This window comes from Fluviibacterium sp. S390 (assembly GCF_049800695.1).
Taxonomy (GTDB): domain Bacteria; phylum Pseudomonadota; class Alphaproteobacteria; order Rhodobacterales; family Rhodobacteraceae; genus Meridianimarinicoccus.
Genome location: NZ_JBNAFN010000005.1, coordinates 177347 through 196514 on the forward strand (window position 1 = coordinate 177347; position 19168 = coordinate 196514).

A 19168-nucleotide genomic window follows, 5' to 3' on the forward strand; every position below is an offset into this window, starting at 1 on the left:
GGTGGCAAGTCACGCGAACACCCATCCCGTGGTCAGGTTGGCCGATCTGGAGTTGATCCAGCGCGGCCCCGACCGGCCCTCGACCCGCTTCGGCGCGGCGCTGAACTCTTTCGGCACGCGGCTGGGGATGGGCGATCTGGGCCTGATGTATGTGACGGTCGAACCGGGCAAGCGGGCGTTTCCCTTCCACAACCATCTGGGCAATGACGAGGCCTTCGTCATCCTGGAGGGAAGCGGGATCTATCGCTTCGGCGCGGGCGAGCATCCGGTGCAGGCCGGCGATGTGTGCCTTGCCCCAAGGGGCGGTCCGGACACGGCGCATCAGTTGATCAACACCGGCACCGACACGCTGCGCTATGTGGGGATCAGCACGACGCATGATCCGGACATTGCGGAGTATCCCGACAGCGGCAAGTTCGCCGCCATCGGCATCGCGCCCGGCACCAGCTTCATGCAGGCCCATCTGCTGCATGTGGGTAAGCGCGAGGACGGGCGCGGGTATTGGGACGAAGAGGATCTGGGATGATCGTGACCACCACCAATACAATCGAAGGCCACAAGATCGCCCGCTACCACGGCATCGTGGTGGGCGAGGCCATTCTGGGCGCCAACGTGTTCCGCGATGTGTTCGCGGGCATCACCGATATCATCGGCGGCCGGTCGGGCGCCTATGAGAAGTCTCTGGGCGAGGCGCGCGCCACGGCGCTGGCCGAAATGGAACATCGCGCCAAACAGGCCGGCGGCAATGCCGTGGTCGGCGTCGATCTGGACTATGAAGTTGTCAACAACATGCTGATGGTGTCCGCCTCGGGCACCGCCGTCAGCATCAGTTAAACCGGACAGGCCCCGGCCTGTTCATGGAAATACGTCAGAAGCGGAACCGATTCATGTTGGAAATCAAGAACCTCCACGTCAAACTTGAAGAAGAGGACAAGCGAATCCTCAAGGGTGTGGACCTGAGCATCGAGCCCGGATCGGTCCATGCCATCATGGGCCCCAACGGCTCGGGCAAATCGACCCTGTCCTACGTGCTGTCCGGACGCGACGGCTATGAGGTGACCGCGGGCGCGGCCACTCTGGATGGCCATGACCTGCTGGAGCTTGAACCGGAAGAGCGGGCCGCCCTTGGCCTGTTCCTGGCCTTTCAGTACCCGGTGGAAATTCCCGGCGTCGGCAACATGACCTTCCTGCGCACCGCGGTGAATTCGCAGCGCAAGGCGCGCGGCGAAGAGGAACTCAGCGCCGCCGACTTCCTCAAGCTGATCCGCGCCAAGGCCAAGGCCCTGAAGATCGACGCCGACATGCTGAAACGTCCGGTCAACGTCGGCTTTTCGGGCGGCGAGAAGAAGCGCAACGAGATCCTGCAGATGGCGATGCTGGAACCGAAGATGTGCGTGCTTGACGAAACCGACTCGGGCCTGGACGTCGATGCCATGAAACTGGTGGCCGAAGGCGTGAATGCCCTGCGCAGCCAGGGCCGGTCGTTCCTCGTCATCACCCATTACCAGCGTCTGCTGGATCACATCAAACCGGATGTGGTGCACATCATGGCCGATGGCCGCATCGTGAAATCCGGTGGTCCGGAACTGGCGCTTGAAGTTGAACACAACGGCTATGCCGACATCCTTGCGGAGGCTGTGTGATGGCGCTGACGCAACCGAAACTGGATGCCACCGAGGCGCGTCTGGCGGGGTTGACCCTGCCAGAGTCGCGCGCGCTGGCCAGCAACCGGGCCGAGGCCCTGACCCGGCTGCGCGCCATGGGCCTGCCCGGACGGCGTGACGAGTACTGGAAATACACCCGCCCCGACACGCTGGTCGCGCCCGAGGCGGCGCCGGCAGCCGTCTTTGACACTGACGAGACGCCGGTCTTTGGCGAGGTCGATCGCGTGAAGATCGTCTTTGTGGACGGCGTCTATGATGCCGAAGCCTCGGATGATCTTGATCTGGCAGGGGTGTCCATCGAACGGCTGGCCGATGCGGAAGGTCACGACATCCATTGGTCCAAGGATCTTTACGGTGTGCTGGAAGCCCGCGGGCAGGATCCGGTCGATCGTCCGCTGGCGGCCCTGAACACGGCTTTTGCCACCGATGGCGTGCTGATCCATGTCACCGGCAAGGCTGCCAAACCGGTGTCGCTGATCTATCTGCACGCGGACGCGAACTCCGATGCGATCCTGCATCACGTGGTGCGTCTGGATGCCGGTGCCGATCTGACCCTTCTGGAAAACGGCCCCGCCGCTGCCCGCTTCAACAAGGTGCTGGAGGTGGATGTGGCCGATGGTGCCGCCTTCCATCATGTACGCGCGCAGGGGCGCGATCACGAACGCCGCGCCGCGACCCACATCTTTGCCCGTCTGGGCGAGGAATCGGTGTTCAAGTCCTTCACCTTGACCGCCAATGGCGTGCTGACCCGCAACGAGTGCGTGCTGGAACTGACCGGCGACAATGCGGTGGCCCATGTGGCCGGTGCCTGTGTCGGGGATGGCGATTTTCACCATGACGACACGGTGTTCATTACCCATGACGCCCTGAACTGCGAAAGCCGCCAGGTGTTCAAGAAGGTGCTGCGCAACGGCGCCACCGGCGTTTTTCAGGGCAAGATCCTTGTGAAGGCGGGTGCACAGAAAACCGACGGCTACCAGATCAGCCAGTCGCTGCTTCTGGACGGCGACAGCCAGTTTCTGGCAAAGCCCGAACTGGAGATCTATGCCGATGACGTGGTCTGTTCACACGGGTCGACCTCGGGCGCGATCGACGAGGAAGGGCTGTTCTACCTGCGCTCCCGCGGGATCGAGGAAGGTCCGGCCACCGATCTGCTGACGCTGGCCTTCCTGGCCGAAGCCATCGAGGAGATCGAGGACGAGACCCTGGCGGCGGAAATCCTGGCGCGTCTGGAAGCCTGGCTTGCGCGGCGGCGCGCCGGCTGATGGCGGTCACCACCGACATCCTGGCCACCTATCGCCACCCGCGACAGGTGCTGCGGCGGCTGCTGGCCGGTCCGGCGCATGAAGGTCGGGCGCTGGCCTACCTGATGCTGGGATGTGTGTTGGTGTTCGTCGCGCAATGGCCGCGTCTGTCGCGTCAGGCGGCACTGGATCCGAACCACGACATGGCCGAACTGGCCTCGGGCGAGGTTCTGGTCTGGATCTTCATGGCGCCGCTGGCGTTCTATGCGCTGGCGGCGCTGGCGCATCTGGTGGCGCGGATGCTGGGCGGACAGGGCACCTGGTACCGTGCCCGCATGGCAACCTTCTGGACGCTTGTGGCGCTCAGCCCGTTTTGGCTGCTGCGGGGCATGGTGTCCGGATTTCTTGGACCGGGGGTCGCGCTGGATGCGGTCACGCTGGTCTCTCTTCTGGTGTTCGCGCTGCTATGGGTCGCAACCCTGCGCGAGGCCGAACGCGCGGAACCGGTTGCGTCCGACGTGGCAGGCTCCTAGGTCAGGATCTATGGTGAACAGTACGTTTGATTTGACGCTTGGGGGGCTCATCCGGGCCGCCGTGGCAAGCATCCGCGACCCGCGCGCTGGCGCGCGTGCGGTGATCGGGGCGCAATTCCCCAACCAGATCCTGTGGATGGCCCTGGTGGCGGTGGTCACGGCCTCGGTGGTGATCGGGCAGGGCAGCCTGCTGCTGGTGGCCGGCGAGTCGGCGCTCAACAATCCGTTCCTGATGTATCCGCTGGCCATGTGTGGCATCCAGTTGGTGCTGCTGGTGGTGATGGTCCATGCCACCTATCGCATCGGGCGGATGATGGGCGGCACCGGCAGTTACAACGGCGCCCTGTCCATCGTGGTCTGGCTGCAGTTCGTGCTGGCCTGCCTGCAGGTGCTGCAGACCCTTGCCCTGTTGCTGGCCCCGCCGCTGGCCGACGTGCTGGGCATCGTCGGCCTGGTCCTGTTCCTGTGGCTGTTCACCAACTTCGTGGCCACGCTGCACGGGTTCAAATCGCTGCCGCTGGTCTTCGTGATGATCCTGGTGTCGGCCTTTGCCCTGACCTTCGTGCTGTCCATCGTCCTTAGCCTGCTTGGTATTGTCGGGCCCGGAGCTCTGAATGTTTGACATAGAAACGATCCGCGCCGATTTCCCGATCCTGTCGCGCGAGGTGAATGGCAAGCCGCTGGTCTACCTGGACAATGGCGCCTCGGCGCAGAAGCCGCAGGTGGTCATCGACGCGGTGACGCGCGCCTATGCCGAGGAGTATTCCAACGTTCATCGCGGGCTGCATTTCCTGTCGAACCTCGCCACCGAGAACTACGAGGCCGTGCGCGGCACCATTGCGCGGTTCCTGGGCGCGGCTTCCGAGGACAGCATCATCATGAACTCGGGCACCACCGAGGGCATCAACATGGTGTCTTACGGTTGGGCGGCGCCACGGATGCAAGCCGGCGACGAGATCGTGCTGTCGGTCATGGAGCATCACGCCAACATCATACCCTGGCACTTCCTGCGCGAACGGCAGGGGGTGGTGCTGAAATGGGTTGATGTGGACGCACGCGGCGATCTGGACCCGCAAAAGGTCATCGACGCCATCGGCCCGAAGACCAAACTGGTGGCCATCACCCAGCTTTCCAACGTGCTGGGCACCGTGGTTGACGTGAAGACGATCATCGCGGCGGCCCACGCCAAGGGTGTGCCGGTGCTGGTGGACGGCTCTCAGGGGGCGGTGCACATGCCGGTGGATGTGGCCGATCTGGACTGTGATTTCTACGCGATCACCGGGCACAAGCTGTATGGGCCCTCGGGGTCCGGCGCGATCTATGTCAAGCCCGAGCGCATGGCCGAGATGCAGCCCTTCTTGGGCGGCGGCGACATGATCCGCGACGTGTCGCGGGACTGCGTGACCTACAACAGCCCGCCGATGAAGTTCGAAGCCGGCACGCCGGGCATCGTGCAGATGATCGGGCTGGGGGCGGCGCTGGAGTACCTGATGGGGTTGGGCATGGACAATGTCGCGGCCCATGAACAGGCTTTGCGCGACTATGCCCGCACCCGTCTGGATGGGCTGAATTGGTTGAACGTTCAGGGGCAATCCGCTGACAAGGCTGCGATTTTCTCTTTCACTCTGGAGGGGGCTGCCCATGCGCATGACATTTCGACAGTGCTGGACAAAAAGGGCGTCGCGGTGCGCGCCGGGCACCATTGCGCCCAGCCGCTGATGGAATACCTGGGCGTCCCGGCCACCTGCCGTGCCTCCTTCGGCCTTTACAATACCAAGGCCGAGGTCGACGTTCTGGTCGATGCCCTTGAGCTTTGCCACGAATTTTTCGCCTGACGGGGCTCGCGCGCGATTTCCAAGTTGCGCGGTCCCGCGGCTTTGCCTATACGGACCCGCACGCACCTGTAGCTCAGCTGGATAGAGCGCTGCCCTCCGAAGGCAGAGGCCAGAGGTTCGAATCCTCTCAGGTGCGCCACCTCACATTCGTTGCTGTAGAACTCACCGAAGGCCTTGAAAAACAGGGCTAGACTAGGTGTTCGAAACCCCTCGTTCCGGCCGCAGGGCAAAGGCACTGCAAAAGCCAGTCTCAGGACCATTTTCTTCCGGAGCAGGCCGGAATAATCCCATATTCCCCAATGCTTTGAGGGAAATTACGTGGCACATTCGAGCGACTCCTCAATGGTATGATGAGGCCGGTCAACCGGCACCCCATATATGTCATCGACATATCAGGCTAATTGCATCCCAACACCTTGCGCGGGAACGTGTTTCTCGGGCCGATGGGTCGGAACCTGCCGCACCTCTGCAGTACATTTGACCCGCACGGCCCCTCGGCACCGTTTCGAATTTCCCGAAATTGTCGTTTGATCTGCGCCCTTTGCTGGGCCACAGTAGGGTCGTGTACCGTTGCGCGGTGCCTTGGACCGGTGGGCTGCAAGAGCATGGGCTTTCGCGAAGCGCGCCGGAAGGCTAGTGTTCTCATGGCCGCATGGCCGTCTGGTACAGAATAGGAGTGATGTCTTCTTGCAGTCACGCTTTTGCCAAACCAATGAAGCAAGCTAGGTTTCTTCCCAAACACGTATCGGCGTAACCGGACAGTCTTTGAAGAAAACAACAGGGAGTAATTCGAATGCAATCAAGAGCCGTCAGGATCGGCTTTTCGGCAGCGACAGTGGTCTCGTTGGCCCTTGCGGCCAGCATGGCCGTGGCGCAGGACGAAAAGCCGAACATACTTGTGATCTGGGGCGACGATGTCGGCCAGTCCAACATTTCCGCCTATACGCGCGGTCTGATGGGGTATCACACGCCCAACATCGACCGCATCGCCGAAGAAGGTCTGATGTTCACCGACTATTACGGCGAACAGTCCTGCACCGCCGGGCGGTCATCCTTCATCATGGGGCAATCTGTGTTCCGCACCGGCCTGTCCAAGGTTGGTCTGCCGGGCGCCGAAGAAGGCATGCAGGTCGAAGATCCGACCATCGCGGGCCTGCTGAAGGCCCAGGGCTATGCCACCGGCCAGTTCGGCAAGAACCACCTGGGCGACCGGGATGAGCATCTGCCGACCAACCATGGCTTCGACGAGTTCTTCGGCAACCTCTATCACCTGAACGCCGAGGAAGAGCCCGAGAACGAGGATTACCCCGGCGATATGGTGCTGCCCGATGGGTCGACCTTCCGCGAGTCCTTCGGTCCGCGCGGCGTGGTCAAGTCCTCGGCAGACGGCAATATCGAAGACACCGGCCCGCTGACGAAGAAGCGCATGGAAACCGTCGATGACGAAACCGTCGCCGCGGCACTGGACTTCATCGAGCGTCAGGAAGCCTCGGACACCCCGTGGTTTGTCTGGTGGTCGGGCACCCGGATGCACTTCCGTACGCATGTGAAGCCCGAAATGCGTGCCAAGGCCAATGAAATGGCCGGTCGCAATGTCGACGAATACACCGCAGGCATGATCGAACACGATCTGCACATCGGTCAGTTCCTCGACAAGATCGACGAGCTTGGGATCGCCGACAACACCATCGTGTTCTATTCGACCGACAACGGTCCGCATATGAACACCTGGCCCGATGCCGCGATGACGCCGTTCTGGGGCGAAAAGAACACCCAGTGGGAAGGCGCATGGCGGGTTCCGGCAATGGTGCGCTGGCCCGGCAAGATCGCCGAAGGCGGCGTCGTCAACGAGATCGTGCATCATATGGACTGGCTGCCAACGTTCCTGGCCGCGGCCGGCAATGAAACGGTCAAGGAAGATCTGCTGACCGGCGTGACGGTTTCGGAACTGGGCCGTGACTACAAGGTGCACCTGGATGGCTACAACATCCTGCCGCTGCTGACCGGTGAAACCGACAAGAGCCCGCGTCGGGAGATCTTCTACTTCACCGATGATGGCGACCTTGCCGCGCTGCGCTTCGACGACTGGAAGATCACCTTCCTGGAGCAGAAGGCCTGGGGCACTTTCCGCGCCTGGATGGAGCCGCTGACACCGCTGCGGGTGCCGCTGATCTTCAACCTGCGCCGCGATCCCTACGAGCGCGCCTATCGCACGTCGAACACCTTCTACGACTGGATGCTTGACCGGGCCTACTTCCTGGTGCCGGCACAGCAGTACGTGGGTGCCTTCCTTGAGACCTTCCAGGAATTCCCGCCGCGTCAGGAAGCTGCCTCGTTCAGCCTCGACAAGGTGATGGAGAAACTGACGGCCCCGGCCGGCACGCCGTAAGCGTCCGACTGGGACAGAAAAAGACCGGATCCGCCACCGCGGGTCCGGTCATTTTTTTTGGGGGGCGTCGCGCCGTGGTTGATGTGCTCCGGCGGCCTTGCTTCCTAGGGCTGAAGCTCCAGCAGATACTGTCGCAGGATCGCGCTGTCAGGGTTCTTGATGAGCCCGCGCCGCACCGTCGCCCGCGCGCCTGTCACGTCTCCCACGGCGGCCTGGATGCGGATCATCATGACCCAGGCGTCCTCCATCTGCGGATCCTGCTCCACCGCTTCGCCAAAGGCGGCAAGCGCGGCCGGCATGTTGCGCATGGTCAGGCCAAGACCACCAAGGATCATCTGGGTTTCGGGGAAATCCGCGCGTGCGGTCAGCCCGCCTTGCCATTCCGCCATGGCGCTTTCCAGGTTACGCTGAAGCCGGTCGGGCAGGCGCATGGGCGGCGCGTCGAGGAACTCGCGCACCGTTGCCAGCCGGACCAGTTTCACCGGATCGCCCAGAAGGTTGGCCAGCCGCTGCACCCGCGTGACCGGCTCGGCCCCGCGTTGCACGGACACGGCGGCGGCGCGCACCAGCGGATCTTCGTCGGCCAGAAGCGGCTCCATCAGGTCAGCAATGTCAGGCGTGCTGGCCAGGCCCAGAAGATCCAGCGCCGAGGCGCGCACGATGCCCGGCATCGAGGTTTCCCGCGCGATGTCCATCAGCGCCGAGGTCTGCGTCGCCGGTGCGACCCGCGCAGCAGCAAAGGTGGTTGCGAAATGCGGTCCACGATGTGCGCTGTCGGGGAATTTCTCGTCCAGAACCTGCGCGGCCCAAGCCGCGGTCTGGTCGGTATGGCAGTCGTTGCAGGCGTTGGGGGTGCCGATCTCGACCGTCAGATCGGGGCGCGGCACCCGGAACGAGTGATCGCGGCGCCCGTCGGTCCCCATGTAAACCCGTTCGATCATGTGGCAGGATTTGCACTGGGCGCCGTCGCTGGCCTCGGGATGGAAATGATGCTCGGGGCTGTCATAGTCGGCCAGTGGCAGGGTCGGGAACCGGGTGTTGCCGGCGGTCGAATGACATTGGGTGCAGACCGCGTTGCCGTCCGCCTTCAGGCGCGCGGCATGGGGATCGTGGCAGTCGCTGCACCGCACGCCCTTGTCATACATTTTCGATTGCAGGAACGAGCCGTAGACATAGACCTCGTCCTGGATCTGGCCGTCGGCGTGATAGGCACCCTCGCGCAACAAGGCCAACCGATAGGAATCGTGAAACGGGGTGCCCGGCTCGGGGCTGCGATCCCCGAAGGGCTCGCGGCGGGAATGACAGCCGGCGCATTGCGATATTTCCGCGGCAGCATCCAGCGCGTCGAAATTCAGGGTCAACCCCTTCAAGCCCACGTCTGTCCAGGCAGCATGATCAAAGTTGTCCTGCAATTCGGCCCATTCCAAATGCGCCTTTGACGGGCCATGGCACGCTTCGCAGCCGACGCCGATCTCGGCCTGGCTGCTGGAATAGGTCGCGGTCAGCGGATCATAGGCCTTGTCATAGTCGGTGGCGTGACATTCGGCACACCGTGTGTTCCAGGTCTTGTAGGGTCCGGTCCAGTGCAGGCCTTCTCCGGGCTTCAACTCCTGATCCGGATAGAGATGATACCAGCGGCCTTCCTCGGTATCCCAGACCACGTCGAAGGACTGCAACTTGCCGGGCGCGGTTTCCAGCAGGTACTGCTGAAGGGGTTCGATCCCGACGACACCGGCCAGCGGATAGCGCGTGTCCTTCCCGTCCGGGCCGGGGGTCGTCACATAAGACGTATCGCCTTCCCGCTCGAATTTCGAAATCTCACCATTCAGCGAAAAGCTGGTGCCCTCGAAATCGGCAAGGATATTGTCCGGTGTGGGCGCGGTCCAGGCCAGCGCGTGGTGCGAGCCGGACCAGGCCTTGAAAGCGTCGTCATGACAATCGACGCAGGCGTCGCTGCCGACATAGCTGGGCAGCCGCGGGGTTTGCGCATGGGCGGGGCTGGCGGCACACAGGGCACCAACGCCAAGAATTGCGCTGGCAAGGGCAGGGCGGAGCATTGCAGTCGTGAGGGGGATCATTGGGCTTCCACCGTAATATTGACCTGCTGGCGCAGTTGACCCGTGGCCTTGTCGAAAATCAGGATCTCATCCTGCGCTGTCACCACCGCATACCATGCCGCGCCATAGGTCACGGCCACCGGCACGGTGCCATCGGGCAGGGTGATGATCTCGGGCAGGGCCGGGGCGGTGTCACCAGAGAATTTCCAGATCATCAGACCGACGATCGTCACGATTCCCAAGATCATCACCGCCGTCAGTACCGAGACGAGAACTCTCAGAAAGCGCAGGTTGGCGGGCTCCGGCCCGGCCGCGTCGCTGTTGTCTACAATGCCTGTCATTTTCTGCCCTGTCTCTTTGAGCGCCTTGATACGCGTCATGAACCAATTTCGCCAGTCAGCGCTGATCAAATATTTGCGCCCACCGGCCAAGATTGCTTGCGTCGAATTTGTCCCGGGGGTACGGCTGACCACCCCATTCAGGACCCGACATGACCCAGCCGCAGGCCATCACCGTCATCATTTCCGCCGACCCGCCAAAGCGGCTGGACAAGGCGCTTGCCCGCGATGTGCCTGACGCTGCGGCGCTCAGCCGGTCGCGGCTGGCGCGGCTGATCGGCGACGGCGCGGTGCGGCGGGCCGGCACGGTGCTGACCGATCCCAAGGCACGGGTGTCCGAGGGCGACGAGATCACCGTGCTGGTCGATGCCCCGGCCGAGGTCGAAACCCGGCCCGAGGACATCCCGCTGGAAATCCCGTTCGAGGATGACGATCTGATCGTCGTCAACAAGCCCGTGGGCATGGTGGTGCATCCCGCGCCCGGCACGCCGGGCGGTACGCTGGTCAACGCCTTGCTGCATCATTTCGGCGACAACCTGTCGGGCGTGGGCGGCGAGAAGCGGCCCGGCATCGTGCACCGCATCGACAAGGACACCTCGGGCCTGCTGGTGGTGGCCAAAAGCGACCGGGCCCATCACGGGCTGGCCGCGCAGTTCGAGGCGCATTCGGTCAACCGCCGCTACGTCGCCTTCGTGCACGGCGTACCGGATGCGGGCGATCCGCGCCTGCGCGGGCTGCCCGGTATCGGGTTCGAGCCCGGCGGCATCCTGCGGCTGACCACCCAGATCGGCCGCCATCGGACCGAGCGGCAGAAACAGGCGGTACTGGCCAATGGCGGGCGCCACGCCATCACCCGCGCCCGTGTCGCGCAGACCTTCGGCGATCCGGCGGGGGCGGCGCGCGTGGAATGCTGGCTGGAAACCGGGCGGACCCATCAGATCCGGGTGCATATGGCCTATGCCGGTCACGCGTTGCTGGGCGATCAGACCTATGGCGCACGCCGGCGGCTGCCGAAAAAGGGCTTCCCGCCCGAAGCCCGCGCCGCCGCCGATGCGTTTCCACGTCAGGCCTTGCACGCCGCGACACTTGGTTTTGAACATCCCGTGAGCCACGAGATGTTAAGCTTTTCCGCAGAGTTACCCGCAGATATGATGGCGTTGGAATGTCATCTTTCTGCGACTTCGGGGCCTTGACGGGTTCGTGAACATTGGCGAAACATCTTGATCCGCCATGATTGCGCCACCATTTAATGTAAAAGAGCGAAACATAAAACGATAGGGACCGTCCAGTTGAACAAGTTTGCCAATCTTCCCGCGCCGTCTCCCGAACAGGGGCTGAACCGGTATCTTCAGGAGATCCGGCATTTTCCGATGCTGGAACCGGAAGAGGAATACATGCTGGCCAAACGGTGGGTCGAGGATCAGGACACCGAGGCCGCCCACAAGATGGTGACATCGCACCTGCGGCTCGCCGCCAAGATCGCCATGGGCTATCGCGGCTACGGGCTGCCGCAGGCCGAGGTGATCTCGGAAGCCAACGTCGGCCTGATGCAGGCGGTCAAGCGGTTTGATCCGGAAAAGGGTTTCCGTCTGGCCACTTACGCCATGTGGTGGATCCGCGCCTCGATCCAGGAATACATCCTGCGGTCGTGGTCGCTTGTAAAGCTGGGCACCACTTCGGGCCAGAAGAAACTGTTCTTCAACCTGCGCAAGGCCAAGGCGCGCATCGGCGCGCTGGAAGATGGCGACCTGCGCCCCGAGAACGTCAAGCGCATCGCCAATGATCTGAACGTGACTGAGGATGAGGTCATCTCGATGAACCGCCGGATGTCGGGCGGCGATGCCTCGTTGAACGCCATGGTCGGATCCGAGGATGACAGTGCGACCCAGTGGCAGGATTGGCTGGAGGATGAAACCGCTGATCAGGCCGGCAGCTATGAAGAGGCTGACGAACTGGCCGTCCGGCGCGAGCTTCTGGAAGAAGCCATGGACGCGCTGAACGATCGCGAGAAAGACATCCTTGTGCAGCGACGCTTGCAGGATCGCCCGGTCACGCTGGAAGAGCTTTCGGGCCAATATGATGTCAGCCGCGAACGCATCCGCCAGATCGAGGTGCGGGCCTTTGAAAAGCTGCAAAAGCGCATGAAGGACCTGGCCCAGAAGAAGGGTCTGACGGCGATCTAGCCGTTGCCATCGCCCCCTGTTAGCGTCTAACACTTGGCGCAAAACAGGGGGTTTTTCATGTCACACGTTTCCTGGGGCGTTCTTGGCGCCGCGCAATTTGCCCGCAATTTCATGGCGCCTGCGCTGCATCTGGCACCGGGCGGCAAGCTGGCCGCACTGGCCACGCGTTCGACCGACAAGATCGACGGATTTCAGGCCATCGCGCCCGATCTGACGGTGCATGACAGCTATGACGCGCTTCTGGCCGATCCGGCCATCGATGCGGTCTATATCCCGCTGCCCAACACGATGCATGTGGACTGGACCCTGAAGGCACTGGCGGCGGGCAAGCACGTGCTTACCGAAAAGCCGATCGCGATGCAGGCCGGGGAAATCGACCGGCTGATCGCGGCCCGCGATGACAGCGGTTTGCTGGCGGCCGAGGCCTATATGATCGTGCATCACCCGCAGTGGCAGTTCGCCCGCGACCAGATCAAGGCCGGGGCCATCGGTGATCTGGTGCATGTGTCGGGCATGTTCTGTTTCGACAATGCCGATCCCGACAACATCCGCAACAAGGCCGAAACGGGCGGCGGCGCCCTGCGCGACATCGGTTGTTATGTCATGGGCGGCGCGCGCTTCGCCACCGGTCAGGAACCCGGCGAGATCCGGTCCGCCATCCGCTGGGAAAACGGCTATGACGTGTTCAGCCAGATCGACGCGCAGTTTCCGGGCTTTACCTATCACGCGGTGGTGTCGACCCGCCTGTCGCCCGCGCAGGAAATGGTGTTCTACGGCCGTACCGGCACGCTGCGTCTGACCACGCCCTTCAACGCGCAGGTGTTCGGAGAGGCCAAGGTCGAGATTCAGCGTGGCGGGGCCGAGGTGCAGATCCACCGCTTCGGCGCGGCCCGGCAGTACGAATTGCAGGTCGCGGCCTTCAACACCTCGGTGCGGACCGGTGCGGCCTATCCCTGTCCGCTGGAGTTCTCGAAGGGCACGCAGATCGCCATCGATCAGGTCTTCGCCAACGCCCGTACGCTGGACTGAGCGCCGCGCGTGGGTCGAGGGTCAGTCCTGAAGGACGCCTTCGGCCTCGATGATCAGATAGACCTCGTCGCCAACCAAGCCGTTGGCGACGCCATAGTCCATCCCGAACTCCGACCGTTTCACCATTCCACGCGCCGAAATGCCCACGGTCTGCTTGCTATGCCCGAACGGGTAGTCGGCGACCTGGTTCAGGGTCACGTCCAGGGTCAGCGGCTGGCTGACGCCCCGCAGGGTCAATGTGCCCGTAACGGTGCCGGTGGTGTCGGTGATCGGGGTGCCGCCATCGGCGGTAAAGGTGAAGGTCGGATGCGCCTCGGCCGACAGGAAATCCTGGCTGCGCACATGGCCGTCGCGGGCATCGTGATCAGTCTGGACAGAGGCGGCGCCAATGGTCACCTCGACCGCGCCCAACACCTTGGTGTCCGGGTCAAAGTCGAAGCCCCCTGACACATCTGGGAACCGGCCCAGTACATTGGCATACCCGATGTGATCCACCAGAAAAGCCACCACCACGTGATCGCGGTCCAGCGTGTATCGGGCCATGTCGGCCTGTGCGGTCAGCGGCAGAACCGTTGCGAGGGCGAGAAGGGCGAGGCGTTTCATGGGACGGTCTCCTTGGGCAGTCAAGCGGCTTTCAGAATTTCGGGGCGGGTCTCGTCGCGGTCCCTGTGGTCATCCTCGGGAATGTCGAAGATGCCGTTGCGGATCGACCAGGCGCCCCAGGTGGGCAGGGTGGTCAGCACCGCGATCGGGATGGCAAATGTCAGGGCCAGCAGCACCGGCGCCCCGAAGATCATCGCCCAGGGCGCGGTGCTGGCCAGATACAGGCTCAGCCCGGTGCCGGTGATGGTTTGCGGCCAGAGCATTCGCGTGGCCTCGTCCCAGCCCAGCCGGTGACGCTCGCGGGTCTGGGCGCGCCACTGGATACGGCGGCCGAACAGCAGACCCACCGCAAAGATCGAAATCGAGAAGGCCACCGCCGGCGCGGTCAGCATCGACAGGGCCAGTTCCAGCAGGCCCGAGGTGACGACGCGTCTGCGCCCGCCATAGCGGCGGGCCTCGTCCGGGTTCAGCCAGACCTGGGCCAGCCCCATGATCTTGGGAAACAGGTTCAGGGTCATGATCGCGGCGAACAGCGCCAACCCATAGCCGATGGGCACCCCGGCCAACTGGCCGCTGCCGCCCGCCAGGATCGCGCCCATCAGGATGAAGGCCATCCAGGCGGGTGCAGTCAGGTACATCAGGATCGCCAGCACCAGTTGCAGCCGACTGACGGGCATCAGACCGGGGGTGGCCAGCAGGCGGAAATACTGGAAGTTGCCATTGCACCAGCGCAATTCCCGCAGGATGAAATCGGTCAGGCTGGGCGGGTTTTCCTCATAGCTTTCGTCTTCTTCGGCCAGCACCCGCACCTCGTACCCGGCGCGGCGCAACAGGGCGGCTTCGACCTGGTCGTGACTCAGGATATGGCCCGACAACGGTCCCTTGCCGGGCAGGACCGGCAACATGCAATTGTCACGGAACGGCGCGGTGCGGACCACCGCGTTATGTCCCCAGTAGGGGCCGCAATCGGCTTGCCACCACGCCGAGCCAAGGGTGAAGCTGCGCATGCCGTGGCGCATGCCGAACTGGAAGGCGCGGGTGAAGAAGCTCTGCGCCGGGCGGCCAACCACCAGACCTTGCAGAAGTCCCAGTTCCGGGTTCGCCTCCATCACGCGCACAAGGCGCAGGACGGCGCTGGCGCTCATGACGCTGTCGGCGTCCAGTGGCAGGAAGAGGTCGTGATCATCGCCGCAACGGGACAGGAATTCGGCGATGTTGCCGGCCTTGTAACCGCTGTTGTCCAGCCGCTGACGATAGACAATGCGGGCGCCGGGGGCGCGGGTCCGCCAAATGTCCACGCGTTGACGTTCGGCGGCGGCGATGGCGGGCAGGTTGGTGTCGCTGAGCACATGGAACTCGAATTGCCCGGCCCAGGGCGTGCGGGCGAGGTCGCGCTGGACGGCCTCGAACCGGCTCAGTGCGCCGTCGGCGGATTCGTTGCGCAGCGGCATGATGATGGCGCAGCGCAGGGTGATGGGGGCGTCGGGATCGGTACGGCGCAACTGCGGGGTCACATAGCCCGCCGCATCCTTGTGGCACAGGTCCAGGTACAGGCCGATGATCGCGTTCCAGAAGCCGATGCTGAGCCAGGGCAGGGTCAGCGCATAGACAACCAGCATTGCGCCTTCCAGCGGCGAGACCCCGTTGAAGGCCAGAAGACGCGCCATGGCGGCCAGAAGCGCCAGGACGGTTCCGGTATTCAGGGCCAGCACCAGCAGGCGCCGCCGCCGGACGACGGCGGTCAGTGTGGCGTCGGACGGGCTGGCAGGGCCGGACACGGAAAGACTTGGATCGGTAATGGCCAAACGGATCGTCCTGTGTTTGCGTCCCGCGCCAACAACTCGGCGCAGGTGTCAACCGATGACATGACGGATGCGCGGCTCAATGCAAGCCAAGCCTGATGACATTTCCGACAGCGCCGGCGGGAATACGCGCAAGTGACCCCTTGCACGCCCTGTCGTGCCGGGAAATGCTGCAACCTCAGGCGTTTCGCGGATGGGCGCAGGCGTCGGGCGACAGGAGACGGCTCATGCCCCCCAGATGCGCAGCACTTGCGGTGCCCGGCGACATTGCCACCAAAACCGGCGGCTATCTGTACGATGCGCGCCTGATGGCGGCGCTGTCAGGGGCCGGGTGGAACATGCGCCTGATCCGCCTTCCGGACGGGTTTCCTCATCCCGATGCCGCCGAACGGGCCGAGGCACAGGCGGCCCTGGCCGGGCTGCCGCCCGATTGCCCGGTGATCGTCGATGGGCTGGCCTATGGCGCGATGGACACGGGCAGGCTTCGCGCGGTGGCGGCCCCGCTGGTGGCGCTGGTGCATCATCCGCTGGCGCTGGAAACCGGGCTTGCCCCCGAGGTTGCCACCGCCCTGGTCGAGCGGGAGCGGGACAATCTGGTGCTGGCCCGTCACATTCTGGTGCCCAGCCCGCACACCGCCCGGGTTCTGAAGGCGGACTACGGCGTGCCGGGGGACAAGCTGACCGTGGTGGAGCCGGGCGTAGTCCGGCCTGCTCTGACGGCCGCGACAAAGGCCGAGCCGCCGCTGATCCTGTCCGTGGGCATTCAGGCCGCACGCAAGGGCCATGACGTGTTTCTGCGGTCGTTGGCGCATCTGTCCGATCTGGAGTGGCAAGCGGTGATTGTCGGGCGCGTGCATGACGCAGCGGTGGCGCACGCGCTGGCGGAGTTGCGGGACGCCTTGGGATTGACCGACCGGGTGCGTCTGGCCGGCCTGGTTGGGGACGTCGAGTTGCAGGACCTTTACCGCGCAGCGCGGGTCTTTGCGCTGGCCACCCGGTACGAGGGCTATGGCATGGTCTTTGCCGAGGCCCTGGTGCACGGGCTGCCCATCGTGACCTGCCGCGTCGGGGCGGTGCCCGACACGGTGCCGGAAGGGGCAGGGATATTGGTGGAGGCGGAGGATGCTTGTGGCTTTGCCGATGCGTTGCGCCGGGTGCTGAGCGATACAGACACGCGCCTGTGGATGGCATCGGCCTCAAGCCAAGCTGGGCAAAAGCTGCCCGATTGGGCGATGCAAGCGCAGCGGGTCGGTGGCGTTCTGAAGGGATTTCTGAGCGGGGAAAGTGGCAGTCCGTAGGGGAATCGAACCCCTCTTTCCAGGTTGAAAACCTGGCGTCCTAACCGATAGACGAACGGACCGCGCTTGGCGTGAGGGGCTATCTATCGGCTGGACCGCATCGGCGCAACCCCTGATACGCGCGGATTTCCCGGTTTTTCAGGGCGGCGTTTCCATGGCCTGCGCGGCCTTGCAATGGCTGCTGCGGTGCCTGTGGTGGGCTAGGGAAATTGAGTACTTGCGCCAAGAAGAAAGACACGGCGCGCGTCACTTTACGGGCGTTCATATGGGGCGGTGTCGGGGAAAAGTGGCAGTCCGTAGGGGAATCGAACCCCTCTTTCCAGGTTGAAAACCTGGCGTCCTAACCGATAGACGAACGGACCGCGCTTGGCGTGGGGCGGTATTTAGGAAAACCGGCCTCGGCACGCAAGGGGAAAATCGCGCGAAAGATGGATTTTTTCAGCCCGGCAGGGCGGCATCTTCCAGGCGCAACTGCACCTTTTCCCGACCGCCCCAGGTGTTGATTTCTAGGCGGCCGGCGACATGAATGCGGGCGCCGGTGCGCGCCTCGATCGCGGGGCCAAGATCGCTGTCGAACGCGCCGAAGCAGATGGCGTCCATGCGCGCGCCCATGTCATCGCCCAGCGTCAGTTTCAGGTGGGTCTGGCCGACCCGGCGGGCGTAGGTGACAAGGCAATCGGGCAGCGCAAAACGCGGCGCCGGGGCACTGGCACCGAAGGGGCCGGCCTGTTCCAGCGCGGTGACCAGATCGGGTTTGGCGGCACCGGGCATGAGCATCGCGTCAAGTTTCAGATCACCGGGACCGGCGCGGCCCGCGCCCTGTTTTTCCATCAGCGCGGAGAGGGCCGCCATGGCGGGTTCCAGTTGCGCGCGGCTGAGGCTGAGACCGGCAGCCATCTTGTGCCCGCCGCCTTTTTCCAGCAGCCCCTGGGCCGCGATGCGGTGGATCGAGGCGCCAAGATCGACGCCGGCGATCGAGCGGCCCGAGCCCTTGCCCGAATCGCCTTCGAAGCCGATGACCACGGCGGGGCGATTGGTGGCCTCTTTCAGGCGGGCGGCGACGATGCCGACCACGCCGGGGTGCCAGCCGTCGCCAGCCGCCCAGACCAGCGGGGCATCGAACCCGCGCGCTTCGGCCTGCGCCATGGCGGCCTCGCGGACGCGGGCCTCGATCTCGCGGCGCTCGCTGTTGAGCTGGTCGAGGCGGGCGGCCAGACCGGCGGCCTCTTGCGGATCATCGGTGGCCAGCAGACGCGCGCCAAGATCGGCGGTGCCGACCCGTCCGCCGGCGTTGATGCGCGGGCCGAAGACGAAGCCGAGGTGGTAGCTGGCGGGCGCCGTGTCCAGCCGCGCCACATCGCCAAGCGCCACAAGGCCGAGGTTACGGCGTTGGCCCATGACCTTCAGCCCCTGTCGCACCAGCGCCCGGTTGACCCCGATCAGGGGCGCCACATCGGCCACGGTGGCCAGCGCCACCAGGTCCAGCAGTGCCATCAAGTCGGGGCCCTTTTGCCCGGCAGCGCGCATCTGGCGGTTGACCTCGACCAGCATCAGGAAGACCACGCTGGCCGCGCAGAGGTGCGCGAGGTCGCCGCTTTCGTCCTGGCGGTTGGGGTTCACTACGGCGCGGGCCCGGGGCAGGGTTTCGCCGCCCAGGTGATGGTCCAGAACGATGACCTCGGCAGCGGTGGCCGCTTCCAGCGCGTCATGAGAAAGCGTGCCGCAATCGACGCAGACGATCAGGTCGTGCGCGGCAGCAAGCTGCGACATGGCTTCGGGGTTGGGGCCGTAGCCCTCGTCGATGCGGTCGGGCACATAGAGGGTTGCCGCCTGTCCCATGTCGCGCAGCCAGCGCAGCAGCAGGGCGGCGGACGATCCGCCATCCACGTCGTAATCGGCAAAGATGGCGATCCGCGCCCCGGCCTTCGCGGCCTTCAGGAACACCGCGGCGGCGGTCTCCATGTCTTTCAGCACACGCGGATCGGGCATCAGATCCTTCAGCTTCGGCGCGAGAAAGGTTTCGGCATCTTCGGGGGCGACGCCGCGCCGTGCCAGAACCGCGCAGACCGGCAAGGGCAGGCCGGCGCGCTGGTGCAGCGTTTCCGCTGCGCGTTGCAGATCGGGCGTCGGCCCGATCCAGCGCCGCCCGGTCAGGGACCGGGTGACGCCCAGAAACCCGTTCGGGTCAGTCAC

Annotated in this window: 17 protein-coding genes and 3 tRNA genes; 13 read left to right on the forward strand and 7 right to left on the reverse strand. The window is 64.3% G+C overall.

The window, feature by feature from the left end; translation table 11 throughout:
- The first annotated feature begins 1 nt into the window (after position 1).
- The 9 genes from ACP15K_RS06160 to ACP15K_RS06200 all read left to right on the forward strand — a co-directional run bounded on the left by ACP15K_RS06160 (position 2) and on the right by ACP15K_RS06200 (position 7665).
- Complete coding sequence (locus ACP15K_RS06160; protein WP_424990069.1) at positions 2 to 526, forward strand: cupin domain-containing protein; 525 nt, start codon at positions 2 to 4, stop codon at positions 524 to 526.
- Positions 523 to 834, forward strand: coding sequence for a heavy metal-binding domain-containing protein (locus ACP15K_RS06165; RefSeq protein WP_193142372.1), 312 nt, complete (start codon positions 523 to 525; stop codon positions 832 to 834). The genes ACP15K_RS06160 and ACP15K_RS06165 overlap by 4 nt, the downstream gene beginning before the upstream one ends.
- A 53-nt stretch (positions 835 to 887) precedes the next feature.
- Positions 888 to 1643 carry a Fe-S cluster assembly ATPase SufC gene (sufC, locus tag ACP15K_RS06170; RefSeq protein WP_424990070.1) on the forward strand — a complete coding sequence of 252 codons (756 nt, stop codon included), beginning with the start codon at positions 888 to 890 and terminating at the stop codon, positions 1641 to 1643.
- The gene (locus tag ACP15K_RS06175) at positions 1643 to 2929 is read left to right on the forward strand and encodes a SufB/SufD family protein (protein ID WP_424990071.1); all 1287 of its coding nucleotides are present in this window, start codon (positions 1643 to 1645) and stop codon (positions 2927 to 2929) included. Before sufC ends, ACP15K_RS06175 begins: the two co-directional genes overlap by 1 nt.
- Positions 2929 to 3441, forward strand: a complete 513-nt coding sequence (locus ACP15K_RS06180) for a YIP1 family protein (RefSeq protein ID WP_424990072.1) — start codon at positions 2929 to 2931, stop codon at positions 3439 to 3441. Before ACP15K_RS06175 ends, ACP15K_RS06180 begins: the two co-directional genes overlap by 1 nt.
- Before the next feature lie 13 nt (positions 3442 to 3454).
- Complete coding sequence (locus ACP15K_RS06185) at positions 3455 to 4063, forward strand: YIP1 family protein (protein WP_424990073.1); 609 nt, start codon at positions 3455 to 3457, stop codon at positions 4061 to 4063.
- Entirely contained in the window at positions 4056 to 5276 is a 1221-nt protein-coding gene (locus ACP15K_RS06190; protein ID WP_193142367.1) for a cysteine desulfurase, read from the forward strand. The genes ACP15K_RS06185 and ACP15K_RS06190 overlap by 8 nt, the downstream gene beginning before the upstream one ends.
- A gap of 62 nt (positions 5277 to 5338) precedes the next feature.
- Positions 5339 to 5415 (forward strand) — tRNA-Arg (locus ACP15K_RS06195).
- A 654-nt stretch (positions 5416 to 6069) separates the two neighbouring features.
- The gene (locus tag ACP15K_RS06200) at positions 6070 to 7665 is read left to right on the forward strand and encodes an arylsulfatase (RefSeq protein ID WP_193142366.1); all 1596 of its coding nucleotides are present in this window, start codon (positions 6070 to 6072) and stop codon (positions 7663 to 7665) included.
- A gap of 104 nt (positions 7666 to 7769) precedes the next feature.
- Here the strand turns inward: ACP15K_RS06200 and ACP15K_RS06205 are convergent, their stop codons facing one another.
- A complete protein-coding gene (locus ACP15K_RS06205; RefSeq protein ID WP_424990074.1) occupies positions 7770 to 9722 on the reverse strand; it encodes a multiheme c-type cytochrome in 1953 nt (650 codons plus the stop codon).
- 17 nt (positions 9723 to 9739) lie between these two features.
- On the reverse strand, positions 9740 to 10063 hold the full coding sequence (locus ACP15K_RS06210; RefSeq protein WP_424990075.1) for a DUF6476 family protein: 324 nt from the start codon (positions 10061 to 10063) through the stop codon (positions 9740 to 9742).
- Between the two features lie 149 nt (positions 10064 to 10212).
- Here ACP15K_RS06210 and ACP15K_RS06215 point away from each other — a divergent pair, with 149 nt between their 5' ends.
- The 3 genes from ACP15K_RS06215 (at position 10213) to ACP15K_RS06225 (ending at position 13272) form a co-directional block, all read left to right on the forward strand.
- Positions 10213 to 11253: a pseudouridine synthase gene (locus tag ACP15K_RS06215; protein ID WP_424990076.1), complete on the forward strand. Its 1041-nt coding sequence runs from the start codon at positions 10213 to 10215 to the stop codon at positions 11251 to 11253.
- Positions 11254 to 11349: 96 nt separating this feature from the next.
- Positions 11350 to 12243, forward strand: a complete 894-nt coding sequence (rpoH, locus tag ACP15K_RS06220) for an RNA polymerase sigma factor RpoH (RefSeq protein WP_193142363.1) — start codon at positions 11350 to 11352, stop codon at positions 12241 to 12243.
- 57 nt (positions 12244 to 12300) lie between these two features.
- Positions 12301 to 13272 carry a Gfo/Idh/MocA family protein gene (locus ACP15K_RS06225; RefSeq protein WP_193142362.1) on the forward strand — a complete coding sequence of 324 codons (972 nt, stop codon included), beginning with the start codon at positions 12301 to 12303 and terminating at the stop codon, positions 13270 to 13272.
- Positions 13273 to 13293: 21 nt separating this feature from the next.
- Here the strand turns inward: ACP15K_RS06225 and ACP15K_RS06230 are convergent, their stop codons facing one another.
- Positions 13294 to 13875, reverse strand: coding sequence for a YceI family protein (locus ACP15K_RS06230; protein WP_193142361.1), 582 nt, complete (start codon positions 13873 to 13875; stop codon positions 13294 to 13296).
- A gap of 20 nt (positions 13876 to 13895) precedes the next feature.
- Positions 13896 to 15653, reverse strand: a complete 1758-nt coding sequence (gene mdoH, locus ACP15K_RS06235) for a glucans biosynthesis glucosyltransferase MdoH (protein WP_424990077.1) — start codon at positions 15651 to 15653, stop codon at positions 13896 to 13898.
- Between the two features lie 251 nt (positions 15654 to 15904).
- Here mdoH and ACP15K_RS06240 point away from each other — a divergent pair, with 251 nt between their 5' ends.
- A complete protein-coding gene (locus tag ACP15K_RS06240; protein WP_424990078.1) occupies positions 15905 to 16975 on the forward strand; it encodes a glycosyltransferase family 4 protein in 1071 nt (356 codons plus the stop codon).
- Here ACP15K_RS06240 and ACP15K_RS06245 read toward each other — a convergent pair.
- From ACP15K_RS06245 to recJ, 3 genes are all read right to left on the reverse strand, one after another.
- A tRNA-Glu gene (locus ACP15K_RS06245) sits at positions 16963 to 17037 on the reverse strand. The genes ACP15K_RS06240 and ACP15K_RS06245 overlap by 13 nt on opposite strands.
- 225 nt (positions 17038 to 17262) lie before the next feature.
- Positions 17263 to 17337, reverse strand: a tRNA-Glu gene (locus ACP15K_RS06250).
- A 76-nt stretch (positions 17338 to 17413) separates the two neighbouring features.
- The gene (gene recJ, locus ACP15K_RS06255) at positions 17414 to 19168 is read right to left on the reverse strand and encodes a single-stranded-DNA-specific exonuclease RecJ (RefSeq protein WP_424990079.1); all 1755 of its coding nucleotides are present in this window, start codon (positions 19166 to 19168) and stop codon (positions 17414 to 17416) included.